Below are 11828 nucleotides of genomic sequence, written 5' to 3'. Positions count from 1 at the left end.
AGTGGAAGAAGCTGAAGAAACAACGCTGGAAGTTGAAGCAGTGGAAGAAGCTGAAGAAACAGCACCGGAAGTTGAAACAGTGGAAGAAACTGAAGAAATACCGGTTGCCGAAGTAGCCGAAACATTTGAAGAAGTAAATGTTGTTGAAACACCGAAAGAGTCTGCAGAAGGAACGGCTCAAGTAGTAGTTGAAAAAACGGCAGAGCAAGAGAATTTTGTTTCTAAAACAGAAAAAGTTGTTTCAGGAATATCTTCAGCAGCAGACGAGCATACGAAAGAAGCAGTTCAAACCTTTGCAAATGTATTAATCGAAGAGGCAGAAGAAAAGCAAGAAGTTGCTTTGGAACAGCCTGTTAAGCAAAAAGAAGAACCGAAGCGTGAGAAAAAGCGTCATGTGCCGTTTAATGTTGTGATGTTAAAACAAGATAGAAGAAAATTGATGGAGAGACATGCGGTTAGAATGCAAACACCGCAAGCTCCTGTAAAACAAGCTGAAGAAACACCGAAAGTGAACGAGCAGCCTGTACAACAAGTGAAAGAAGCACCACAAGAAAAAGGGCAAACAGCACAGCAAGTTGTAGTGGAAACTCGAGAAGAAGAGAGACCAGTAGAGCAAGTTGTAGTGGAAACTCGAGAAGAAGAGAGACCAGTAGAGCGAGTTGTAGTGGAAACTCGAGAAGAAGAGAGACCAGCACAGCAAGTTGTAGTGGAAACTCAAGTAACAGAGAAGCCAGTACAGCAAATAGAAGTAAAGGCACCTGTTGCAAATGAAGGGGTACAAGAAAAAGCATACGTTGTAGCCAAAAGAGAGAATGATATGCGTAATGTACTGCAAACACCGCCTGAATATGCTATGCCACCATTAACATTGTTGACGATCCCGAGTCAGACATCATTTGAAAATACAGGCTGGTTAGAGGAGCAGAAAGAATTATTAGATACAACATTTGATAATTTCCATGTTGGGGCTCATGTTATCAATGTTTCACAAGGACCGGCTGTAACTCGTTTTGAAGTACAACCTGATCCAGGTGTGAAGGTAAATAAAATTACAAACTTAAGCGATGATATTAAGTTGAGTTTAGCTGCAAAAGATATTCGAATTGAAGCACCAATTCCAGGGAAAAGCGCCATCGGAATTGAGGTTCCGAATAAAGAGAGTAAGCCGGTATTTCTAAGGGAGATCTTGAGAAGTCCTGTGTTCACGAAGAGTGAATCACCGCTTACAGTTGCGCTTGGACTTGATATTTCTGGAGAACCAATTGTAACGGATATCAGGAAGATGCCACATGGACTGATCGCTGGTGCGACTGGTTCAGGGAAAAGTGTGTGCATTAACGCGATTTTAACGAGCATTTTATATAAAGCAAAACCGCATGAAGTGAAGCTGATGTTGATTGACCCGAAAATGGTTGAGCTTGCACCATATAATTCTGTTCCGCATCTTGTTGCACCTGTTATTACAGATGTGAAAGCAGCTACAGCAGCGTTAAAATGGGCTGTAGAAGAGATGGAACGCCGTTATGAATTGTTCGCGCATGCTGGTGCACGTGATTTAAATCGTTATAATACAATTGTGAGCGAGCAGGAAGTTCCAGGTGAGACATTACCATATATCGTCATTGTAATTGATGAGTTAGCTGATTTAATGATGGTTGCTCCTGGTGATGTTGAGGAAGCAATTTGCCGTATTGCTCAAAAAGCACGTGCTTGTGGTATCCATCTATTAGTCGCAACGCAGCGTCCATCTGTAGATGTTATTACAGGATTAATTAAATCAAATATTCCAACGCGTATTGCGTTTACAGTATCCTCTCAAGTCGATTCGCGTACAATCATTGACATTGGAGGAGCAGAAAAATTACTTGGCCGCGGTGATATGCTATTTTTGGGAAACGGTACGTCAAAAGCGGTTCGTGTGCAAGGTGTATACGTATCGGATGATGAAATTGAAAAAACAGTTGAACATGTGAAAAAGCAAATGAAACCGAACTATTTATTTAAGCAAGAAGATTTATTGGCGAAAACAGAGCAACATGAAGCCGAAGATGAACTGTTTTTTGATGCATGTCAATTTGTTGTAGAACAAGGGGGAGCGTCCACATCTTCTGTACAGAGAAAATTCCGCATCGGTTATAATCGTGCGGCACGTCTTATTGAAGAGATGGAAGCACAAGGAATTATTTCTGAAGCACGGGGAACAAAACCGAGGGATGTCCTTATTTCAGAGGATGAGTTTGCTGCTATGCAGGAAACAAATGTATAGGAAGCGGTTTTGCTGTATACTAAGAGAAAATGTTGGATAGTAAAGTAGGGAGTAAACGACATGAAAGAAATTGAATTAAAATTAAAAGGTGAAATCAATCGACTAACAAATAAAACATTTAAATTTGATGAACGAGTTGGGGAAGGCTGGTTCTCTGCCGTTTACTTTTTAAAAACTCGTGACATTATTCAAGAATTTCGCCCAAAAAGTGTTGTGACAATGCAATTTTTCCAAAAAGAACATGCGGTACTTTGCGGAACAGATGAAGTATTAGCATTGTTACAAACATTCGCTACACATCCTGAAGAACTTGAAATTCATTCTTTAAAGGATGGGGACAATATTAATCCATTTGAAACAGTTTTAACAATTACGGGGCCTTATGAATATTTCGGGTTTTTAGAAGGTGTAATCGATGGGATTTTAGCTCGTCGTACATCTGTTGCAACAAATGTATATAACGTTGTACAAGCTGCTCGTAGCGGTGAAAAAGCAAAACCTGTTATTTTCATGGGAGACCGTGATGATCATTATACACAGCAAGCTGGTGATGGGTATGCTGCGTATATCGGTGGCATGAGTGCACAAGCAACGCATGCAATGAATGAATGGTGGGGCAAGAGTGGAATGGGGACAATGCCTCATGCATTAATTCAAATGTTTAATGGTGATGTTGTAGAAGCTGCGAAAGCATACTACAAAAAGTTTCCAGAGGATGATCTCGTTGTACTGATTGACTATAACAATGATGTTATTACAGATGGGCTTCGCGTTGCACGCGAATTTGGTTCAGAATTAAAAGGTGTACGTATTGATACATCACGTACAATGATTGATCAATATTTCATTCGTCATCCAGAAGTACTTGGAACGTTTGACCCACGTGGTGTCAATCCATCACTTGTTTTCGCTCTTCGTAAAGCGCTCGATGAGGAAGGGTTTGAGCACGTAGATATTGTTGTCACTGGTGGGTTTGATGAAAAACGTATTCGTGAATTTGAAGCGCAAAATGTTCCTGTAGATCTATACGGGGTAGGAAGCAGTTTATTAAAAATGAACATTGGTTTTACAGGTGATAATGTAGAATTAAATGGAAAACCAGAAGCGAAGGCTGGACGTAAATATCGTCCAAACCCACGTTTAGAGCGTGTTCAATTAGAAAAAAGAGAAGATATGTAGGAAACAGAAAAACTGATAGGGAATTGACCCTGTCAGTTTTTCTGTTATCATAGTATAACGGATTGTTTTTTGCTATAATGGTTTTGTTATGGACATAAAAGAAGTACGTACGTGTTTATCCTGATTGGCGAGAGCTGATGAAAGTTCCGCTGTATCGGAAATGTATGATGATTACCAAAATAAGAAAAGATTCATATACTGTCTTATAGATAGGCCGTTGTATTAGTTCGAAATGTTGGAGGTTCTTTAAGATGACAGTTTACCATTTTGTAGGAATTAAAGGAACAGGAATGAGTTCATTAGCACAAATTCTTCATGACATGAAGCATACTGTTCAAGGTTCTGATTTTGAAAAGCGTTTCTTTACACAAACAGCATTGGAAAAGCGTGGTATCTCCATCCTTCCTTTTGATAAAAACAATGTAAAAGAAGGACAAGTGATTATCGCAGGAAATGCGTTCCCTGATACGCATGAAGAGATTGTAGCAGCGAAAGAGTTAAATATCCCAGTACACCGTTATCATCACTTTTTAGGGGATCTTATGAGTAAGTATACAAGTGTTGCTGTCACAGGTGCACATGGAAAAACATCAACAACTGGTTTGTTAGCCCATGTAATGCAAGGTGCACACCCAACGTCTTACCTTATTGGAGATGGAACAGGGCATGGGGTAGAAAATAGTAAGTATTTTGTGTTTGAGGCATGTGAGTATCGTCGTCATTTCTTGTCTTACTATCCAGACTATGCAATTATGACAAATATTGATTTTGACCATCCAGATTATTTTACAGATATTAATGATGTATTTAGTGCATTTCAAGAGATGGCACTTCAAGTGAAAAAAGGAATTATTGCATGTGGTGATGATGAAGAACTTCAAAAAATTCAAGCGAAAGTACCTGTTATTTTCTATGGATTTGGTGAAGATAATGATTTCCAAGCTCGTAACATTCAAAAGAGAACAGATGGCACTGTATTTGATGTATTCGTTCGTAATACGTATTATGAAACGTTCAAAATTACAGGATACGGCAATCATAGCGTATTAAATGCATTAGCAGTTATTGCACTTTGCCATTATGAAAATGTTGATGTAGAAGCAGTAAAACATCAATTAACAACGTTTGGAGGCGTAAAACGTCGCTTTAATGAAAAACCGATGGGAGAGCAGGTCATCATCGATGATTATGCACACCATCCGACAGAAATTAATGCAACGATTGAAGCGGCTCGTCAAAAGCATCCAGATCGTGAAATTGTCGCTGTATTCCAGCCTCATACATTCTCACGTACGGAAAAATTCTTAGATGAGTTTGCGGAAAGCCTAAGCAAGGCTGATCAGGTATACCTATGTGATATTTTCGGATCAGCACGTGAAAACAAAGGTGACTTAACAATTCAAGACTTGCAACAACGCATTGATGGTGCAGAATTGATTACAGATACAACAACGGATGTATTAAAGAAACATAAAACTGGCGTTCTTATTTTCATGGGCGCAGGTGACATCCAAAAATTCGAAGCAGCTTACGTAAAAGAAGTGCAAGTTGCAGAGAAGTAATAAACAAAAAGACGTGCAGCGGTGGCTGTGCGTCTTTTTGTTTGTTTCCGTATCGAATCGCCGATATATTGATGGCGTATGTTGTTTTTGTATTGCTGTTGCAATAAGAAAGCATGAATATTTAACATTTTCCACCTTAAAATGTTAGAATAATAAGAAAAAAGGGGATGGAGAAATGTTCACACTTCGCGTCGATGATGAAATCCAACTTCAATTACTAGAAAAGCATCATAAAAAAGAGTTGTATCAATTAGTAGATCAGAACAGGGATCATTTAAAAAGATGGCTTCCGTGGGTAGATGGTACAAAATCAGCTGATGCATATGACGAAATTTTTCCGATGTGGCTGAAGAAATTTGCAGATGGAAGCGGTTTTGAAACTGGCATTCGTTATAAAGGAAAACTTGTTGGAATGGTAGGGATTCATGAAGTGAGCTGGGGAAAGAAAGCAACGAGTCTTGGATACTACCTGGCAGAAGATGCTGGCGGAAAAGGAATTATGACGCGAAGTGTGAAAGCGGTGCTTCGCTATGCATTTGAAGATTTGAAACTGAATAAAATTGAAATTCGTTGCGGTGTAGAAAATGAGAAGAGTCGTGCGATTCCAGAACGACTTGGCTTCAAGTTAGACGGTATTTTGCGAGATGAAGAATGGTTATATGACCATTTCCATAATCTTGCGGTGTATAGTTTACTAGCTTCAGAATGGAAGGAGATTCGATGAGCGATACGATTTGTATTCAGACATATGAAAGTAAGTACCAATCGGAAGTAGTTGATTTAATCGTTCACATCCAGCAAAAAGAATATAACGTTCCAATTACAAAGGAAGAACAGCCAGACTTACTAGAGATTGAGCAGTTTTACCAAAGAGATAACGGCAATTTCTGGGTAGCAACGTATGAAGGGAAAGTAGTTGGGACGGTAGCCTTATTAGATATTGGAAATGAACAAGTAGCCTTAAGAAAAATGTTTGTCAAAAAAGAATTTCGGGGCAAGGTGTGGAATACCGCAAGCATGTTGCTGCAAACAGCTATCTCCTGGGCGGATGAAAAAGGATTAGAAGGAATTTATCTTGGTACAACGGTACAGTTTCTAGCGGCACATCGTTTCTATGAGAAAAATGGATTTCAAAATATTAAGATGGAAGAGTTGCCGAAGAGTTTTCCGGTGCTTCAAGTAGATAAAAAATTTTATAGATATAACTTGTGAAAATAGATGTCAAAGCATAACAGGGGCAAGTGATGAAGCATATTAGGATGTTATTTTGTTTTGAATTATTGATGGTACTGGTCGTTTGTGTGAGAGGGTATATTCATTGGGGATGGCCGTTGTATTTGTCGATAGGAGTAGGCATTTTAGCAGTTGTACTTTTGTTTTATTATCATTTTCGTCAAACCAAAAGTAAGGAGCATAAAGTGGAGAAATAATATCGGTGTTTTTTTGAATATATCGACTGATTCTCATAGTATATCAGCGATTCCACACAGCAAATCGATCGTTCGAAAAAATAAGACATACAAAAAGAGCTCTCCTATTCAAAAGGAGGGCTCTTCTTCACTTATTTTAAGTTCTCAGGATTTAAAGCTTCTAATTCAGGTACAACAAAGCGACCATCTTTACGGATTAATACGTCATCGAAGTAAATTTCGCCACCGCCGTATTCAGGGCGTTGGATACATACTAAATCCCAGTGGATGTTAGAATTGTTGCCGTTCCATGCATCGTCGTAAGCTTGTCCAGGTGTAAAGTGGAAGCTACCGTCGATTTTCTCATCAAATAGGATGTCACCCATTGGATGTAAGATGTATGGGTTTACGCCAATTGCGAATTCACCAACGTAGCGTGCACCTTCATCTGTATCAAAAATTTTGTTGATGCGTTCTGTATCGTTTGCAGTTGCTTCAACGATTTGACCGTTTTTAAATGTAAGCTGTACGTTTTCGAATGTATAGCCGTTATATGGTGATGGCGTGTTATAAGAAACTGTACCGTTAACAGAATCACGAACTGGTGCAGAGTATACTTCACCATCTGGAATGTTTAAATGACCAGAGCATTTTATAGCTGGAATATCTTTAATAGAGAATGTTAAGTCAGTTCCAGGGCCAACAAGGCGAACTTTATCTGTTTTGTTCATCAGTTCAACAAGATTATCCATTGCTTTATCCATTTTACCGTAATCTAAGTTACATACTTCGAAGTAGAAGTCTTCGAATGCTTCTGTGCTCATTTTCGCAAGCTGTGCCATAGATGCATTTGGATAGCGCAGAACAACCCAGCGAGTCTTTGGAACGCGGATGTCTCTATGTACTTTTTTACCAACTGTTTGACCGTGGATTTTCATACGTTCACTTGGAACGTCGGCTTGTTCGTTAATGTTATCGCCAGAGCGAAGACCGATATAAGCATCCATATCTTTCATTACGCTTGCTTCATACGCAGCGATTTGCTCAAAATGCTCTTCAGTAGCGCCCATTAATAAAGAGCGATCTACTTGATGATCTTTCAATGAAACGAATGGGAAACCACCAGCTGCATATGCTTCTTTTACAAGTGCAGTTACAAGTTCTTTTTGCAGACCAAAGTTTTCAATCAATACTTTTTCGCCTTTTTGTAAGCGGATTGAGTAGTTAATTAAATTGTGTGCTAACTTTTCAATACGTGGGTCTTTCATATGTAAAGCCTCCCTACTAATTATGTATCCTTCTATATTGTAACCTACTTGCTGGTATTTGTTGAATGATTTATGTTAAAGTTGACGAATAAGTATGAAAATTAACGCCAGGCAGTAAGGGTTAGAACGAAACGGAAAATGATTGTATAATAGGGGAAAGTATGAAAAAGATAAAGGAAGTGATGAAATGCAAGTTCTTTTATACGTAAGTGCAGCCATAATTGCAATTGCTTTTGCTATATTGGTGGTTTACACATGTAGAACGTTACTATCGGTTCAGAAGACGTTAGAAAACGTTGCAAGTACACTAGAAGGCTTAGAAAAGCAAATGCAAGGGATAAGCGTAGAGACAGAGCAATTATTACATAAGACGAACGCATTAGCTGATGATATTCAACAGAAATCTCAGTCGTTAAATAAAGTAGTAGAAGGTGTAGATGGAATTGGAACGACAATTCATTCTTTAAATACGAAACTTCGTAATGTATCGGATTCTGTTACGAATGAAATTGAAAATAATGCAGACAAGGTTGCGCAAGTTGTACAATGGAGTAGCGCGGCAATTGAAGTGTATAATCATTTTCGTGCTACTAGACAAGAAAAAAAGCTAGAAAAAGCAGAGAAGAAGTTAGAGAAAGCGGAGAAGAAAGAGAAGCGCTCTAGACTTCCGATCCGTATGAGAGGTGAATAAAATGAGCATGACTAAAATTGAAACAATAGAAGAATTTGAAGCGTTATTAGAAACAGGGGAACCATATACTCTTTTTAAACATAGTACAACATGTCCAATTAGCCAAGGAGCGTACGCGGAATTTGAGGCATATTGTCAAGATGTAAGAGAAGCGCCTGCTTATTATTTATACGTGCAAGATGCAAGAGATGTATCGGATCGTATTGCAGAGCATTTTGGTATTAAACATGAGTCACCGCAAGTGCTATACATAAAAGATGGGGTAGCAGTATGGCATACATCCCATTGGAATATTAAGAAGCAAACTTTAGAAGAGAATGTGAAGTAGGAAGGAGCAAGCGGATATGCTTGCTTCTTTTGTTAGGTTTTATGAAATAGATATGTAGAGAGTTGTCTGTTTGGGAGTATAATTGTTTCAAAAAAACACTAATTTAATGTGAAAGTTTATGGGAGATATTTGTTTTGCTAAGGGGGAAAAGGGGTGGTTAAGTATGCAGAAAAGAAATTTTATAAAAAAATATTGAAACGATTGGTAATAGGGGGCTTGTTCATCGTAGGAGTCATTGGCTATGGAGTGTATTGGGCATTCTTTGATATGAGTAGGTTGCCCACGGGAGAATTTCTTTCAGAAGAAACATCTCCTGATGGAAAGTACACTTTAAAAGCATATGTGACGAATGGAGGAGCTACAACTTCTTTCTCTATTCGAGGGGAATTAGTACGTAATGATCAAAACAAGAAAACGAAAAATATTTATTGGAATTATCGTGAAAATACTGCAAATATTATTTGGAGTGACAATGATACAGTTATCATTAACGGGCATAAACTTGATGTACCTAATGATAAATTTGACTTTAGAAATCAATAATAAAGTTGTAGAAAGGGGCTTTCGTAGATAGGAAGCTTTTTTTCGATAAAAAGCTGCGGGAGTATATTTTGTCTAAGTGAAAGAGAACGATTCCAACTGTAATGTATATCATGTGACAACCCGACATCTATCGGATATAATAAATTATCTTAACCATGATAATAAGGTAATCTTTATATATAACGTGAAAGAGGTGGCTTTCTTATGGCATCACAAGAATTAGATCGTTTACGTTCTCAAATTGATGAGATTAACATGAAAATGTTAGAGTTATTAAACGAACGAGGTCGTCTTGTACAAGAAGTTGGTAAATTAAAAGAAGTGCAAGGTGTGAAACGATTTGACCCTGTACGTGAGCGAAAAATGCTGGATTTAATTGCTGAGAAGAATGAGGGGCCGTTTGAAACATCGACTCTTCAACATCTTTTTAAACAAATTTTTAAAACAGGTTTAGAATTACAAGAAGATGATCACCGTAAAGCGCTTCTTGTTTCACGTAAGAAAAAATCAGAAGATACAATTGTTGATATAAAAGGTGAAAAAATTGGTGATGGCAATCCTCACTTTATTATGGGACCATGTGCGGTAGAAAGTTATGAGCAAGTGCGCCAAGTTGCTGAAGCGATGAAAGCGCAAGGCTTAAAGCTTATGCGCGGTGGTGCATTTAAACCTCGTACATCACCTTATGATTTCCAAGGGCTTGGCTTAGAAGGCTTGAAGATATTACGACAAGTGGCGGATGAATATGATTTAGCGGTTATTAGTGAAATTTTAAATCCAAATGATATTGAAATGGCATTAGATTATGTTGATGTGATTCAAATTGGTGCTCGTAATATGCAAAACTTCGAGTTGCTCAAAGCTGCTGGATCGGTGAAAAAGCCAGTATTGTTAAAACGTGGTTTGTCAGCAACGATTGAAGAATTTATGTATGCGGCAGAATATATTATTGCACAAGGTAACGGAGATATTATTTTATGTGAGCGCGGCATCAGGACTTATGAAAAGGCAACGCGTAATACGCTAGATATTTCTGCTGTGCCGATTTTGAAGAAAGAGACACATTTACCTGTCGTAGTGGATGTAACGCATTCTACAGGACGACGTGACCTCTTATTACCGACTGCAAAAGCAGCAATGGCAATTGGTGCTGATGCGGTTATGGCTGAAGTACATCCAGACCCGGCTGTTGCGTTATCAGATTCAGCACAACAGATGGATATTCCAGAATTCAATGAGTTTATGAAAGAATTAAAAGCATTTCGCGATAGATAATCAGAACAGATTTTAAAGTCTATGCGGCACTTGTTGCATAGACTTTTTTGCGGAAAATGTCCTTTTTTACATAAAAAATACGAAAATAGAAGAAAAGAAGCGAATTTTTTCGAAACTTTTGCGGGAAAATATTGTATGAGCCTGCATTTTTATCGTATCATTAGTAAAAGGACTCGGGAGTGACATCTTCAAGTAGAGTTGATGTCTTTTTTTCATTTAAGTGAACCGATACATAAAGATAGATAACATAATATAGAAGGAGTGTGCGAAGAGATGAACGTAACAATCTATGATGTAGCGCGCGAAGCAAACGTTTCGATGGCAACCGTATCACGTGTTGTAAACGGTAATCCAAATGTAAAGCCTACAACAAGAAAGAAAGTACTAGAAGCAATTGATCGTTTAGGGTATCGCCCAAATGCGGTAGCACGTGGACTAGCAAGTAAAAAGACAACAACAGTAGGTGTTATTATTCCAGATATCTCTAATACGTTTTATGCAGAACTTGCACGTGGAATCGAAGATATCGCAACAATGTACAAATATAACATCATTTTAAGTAACTCTGACCAAAATAGAGAAAAAGAGTTTCATTTATTAAATACAATGCTTGGTAAACAAGTGGACGGTATTGTATTCATGGGTGAAGATATTACAGATACACATGTAGAAGAGTTTAAAAAGTCTCCAGTACCAATCGTTTTAGCAGCATCATTTGATGAGGAAAATGAAACATCATCAGTAAATATCGATTATACACAAGCAGCTTATGATGCAATGAAACATTTCTTAGAACAAGGCCATAAGCGTATCGGTTTCGTATCAGGTCCTTACATTGACAAGGCTGGAAGTGCAAAGAAATTACAAGGTTACAAAAAAGCTTTAGAAGAAGCTGGTGTCGCTTATGATGAAAATCTTGTAATTGACGGAGATTACACATACGATTCAGGTTTAGAAGCATTTGAAAAGCTTTGGGAGCTTGATGAAAAACCAACAGCAATCTTTGTTTCTTCAGATGAAATGGCACTAGGCGTTATCCATGCAGCGCAAGACGCTGGATTAAACGTACCAGAAGACGTAGAAGTACTTGGATTTGATAACACACGTCTTGCATTAATGGTACGCCCGCAGCTTTCAACAGTTGTACAACCAATGTATGACATCGGTGCAGTAGCAATGCGTCTATTAACAAAATACATGAACAAAGAAAAAGTAGAAGATCATACAGTTATCTTACCTCACCGTATCCAATTTAGAGATTCGACGAAGTAAGAATAGGAAAACTCACAGCGTTATGCTGTGAGTTT

12 protein-coding genes are annotated in these 11828 nt (G+C 38.2%); 11 read left to right on the top strand and 1 reads right to left on the bottom strand.

Annotated elements, in window-relative coordinates; all coding sequences use genetic code 11:
* From J4P91_RS16780 to J4P91_RS16755, 6 genes are all read left to right on the top strand, one after another.
* Window positions 1-2266: DNA translocase FtsK (locus J4P91_RS16780; protein ID WP_279538646.1), on the top strand; the 2266-nt coding region annotated here is incomplete at its 5' end.
* 60 nt (window positions 2267-2326) lie between these two features.
* Entirely contained in the window at window positions 2327-3445 is a 1119-nt protein-coding gene (locus tag J4P91_RS16775; protein WP_207995026.1) for a nicotinate phosphoribosyltransferase, read from the top strand.
* 251 nt (window positions 3446-3696) lie between these two features.
* Window positions 3697-5007 carry a UDP-N-acetylmuramate--L-alanine ligase gene (gene murC, locus J4P91_RS16770; protein WP_017153839.1) on the top strand — a complete coding sequence of 437 codons (1311 nt, stop codon included), beginning with the start codon at window positions 3697-3699 and terminating at the stop codon, window positions 5005-5007.
* Window positions 5008-5182: 175 nt separating this feature from the next.
* A complete protein-coding gene (locus tag J4P91_RS16765) occupies window positions 5183-5731 on the top strand; it encodes a GNAT family N-acetyltransferase (protein WP_207995025.1) in 549 nt (182 codons plus the stop codon).
* The gene (locus J4P91_RS16760) at window positions 5728-6219 is read left to right on the top strand and encodes a GNAT family N-acetyltransferase (protein ID WP_207995024.1); all 492 of its coding nucleotides are present in this window, start codon (window positions 5728-5730) and stop codon (window positions 6217-6219) included. The genes J4P91_RS16765 and J4P91_RS16760 overlap by 4 nt, the downstream gene beginning before the upstream one ends.
* 32 nt (window positions 6220-6251) lie before the next feature.
* The gene (locus J4P91_RS16755; RefSeq protein WP_207995023.1) at window positions 6252-6437 is read left to right on the top strand and encodes a hypothetical protein; all 186 of its coding nucleotides are present in this window, start codon (window positions 6252-6254) and stop codon (window positions 6435-6437) included.
* 131 nt (window positions 6438-6568) lie between these two features.
* Here J4P91_RS16755 and J4P91_RS16750 read toward each other — a convergent pair whose 3' ends face one another.
* Complete coding sequence (locus J4P91_RS16750; RefSeq protein WP_207995022.1) at window positions 6569-7684, bottom strand: aminopeptidase; 1116 nt, start codon at window positions 7682-7684, stop codon at window positions 6569-6571.
* Window positions 7685-7826: 142 nt separating this feature from the next.
* Here J4P91_RS16750 and J4P91_RS16745 point away from each other — a divergent pair, with 142 nt between their 5' ends.
* The 5 genes from J4P91_RS16745 (at window position 7827) to ccpA (ending at window position 11793) form a co-directional block, all read left to right on the top strand.
* Window positions 7827-8375 carry a DUF948 domain-containing protein gene (locus J4P91_RS16745; RefSeq protein WP_207995021.1) on the top strand — a complete coding sequence of 183 codons (549 nt, stop codon included), beginning with the start codon at window positions 7827-7829 and terminating at the stop codon, window positions 8373-8375.
* 1 nt (window position 8376) lies between these two features.
* Entirely contained in the window at window positions 8377-8703 is a 327-nt protein-coding gene (ytxJ, locus tag J4P91_RS16740) for a bacillithiol system redox-active protein YtxJ (RefSeq protein WP_207995020.1), read from the top strand.
* Between the two features lie 153 nt (window positions 8704-8856).
* Window positions 8857-9246: a DUF5412 domain-containing protein gene (locus J4P91_RS16735; RefSeq protein WP_307802537.1), complete on the top strand. Its 390-nt coding sequence runs from the start codon at window positions 8857-8859 to the stop codon at window positions 9244-9246.
* 204 nt (window positions 9247-9450) lie between these two features.
* Window positions 9451-10521, top strand: a complete 1071-nt coding sequence (locus J4P91_RS16730; protein WP_207995019.1) for a bifunctional 3-deoxy-7-phosphoheptulonate synthase/chorismate mutase — start codon at window positions 9451-9453, stop codon at window positions 10519-10521.
* A gap of 273 nt (window positions 10522-10794) precedes the next feature.
* The gene (gene ccpA, locus J4P91_RS16725; RefSeq protein WP_207995018.1) at window positions 10795-11793 is read left to right on the top strand and encodes a catabolite control protein A; all 999 of its coding nucleotides are present in this window, start codon (window positions 10795-10797) and stop codon (window positions 11791-11793) included.
* The last annotated feature ends 35 nt before the right edge of the window (window positions 11794-11828 follow it).

Origin of the sequence: Bacillus sp. XF8 (assembly GCF_017498755.1) — a bacterium.
GTDB classification, from domain to species: domain Bacteria; phylum Bacillota; class Bacilli; order Bacillales; family Bacillaceae_G; genus Bacillus_A; species Bacillus_A bingmayongensis.
Note: the sequence above shows the minus strand (reverse complement) of the source record. Positions and strands in the feature narration are given on the sequence as shown.

Coding starts and splice junctions, on each gene's coding strand:
- J4P91_RS16775 (WP_207995026.1), top strand. CDS start 2,327: ATGAAAGAAATTGAATTAAAATTAAAAGGTGAAATCAATCGACTAACA.
- murC (WP_017153839.1), top strand. CDS start 3,697: ATGACAGTTTACCATTTTGTAGGAATTAAAGGAACAGGAATGAGTTCA.
- J4P91_RS16765 (WP_207995025.1), top strand. CDS start 5,183: ATGTTCACACTTCGCGTCGATGATGAAATCCAACTTCAATTACTAGAA.
- J4P91_RS16760 (WP_207995024.1), top strand. CDS start 5,728: ATGAGCGATACGATTTGTATTCAGACATATGAAAGTAAGTACCAATCG.
- J4P91_RS16755 (WP_207995023.1), top strand. CDS start 6,252: ATGAAGCATATTAGGATGTTATTTTGTTTTGAATTATTGATGGTACTG.
- J4P91_RS16750 (WP_207995022.1), bottom strand. CDS start 7,684: ATGAAAGACCCACGTATTGAAAAGTTAGCACACAATTTAATTAACTAC.
- ytxJ (WP_207995020.1), top strand. CDS start 8,377: ATGAGCATGACTAAAATTGAAACAATAGAAGAATTTGAAGCGTTATTA.
- J4P91_RS16730 (WP_207995019.1), top strand. CDS start 9,451: ATGGCATCACAAGAATTAGATCGTTTACGTTCTCAAATTGATGAGATT.
- ccpA (WP_207995018.1), top strand. CDS start 10,795: ATGAACGTAACAATCTATGATGTAGCGCGCGAAGCAAACGTTTCGATG.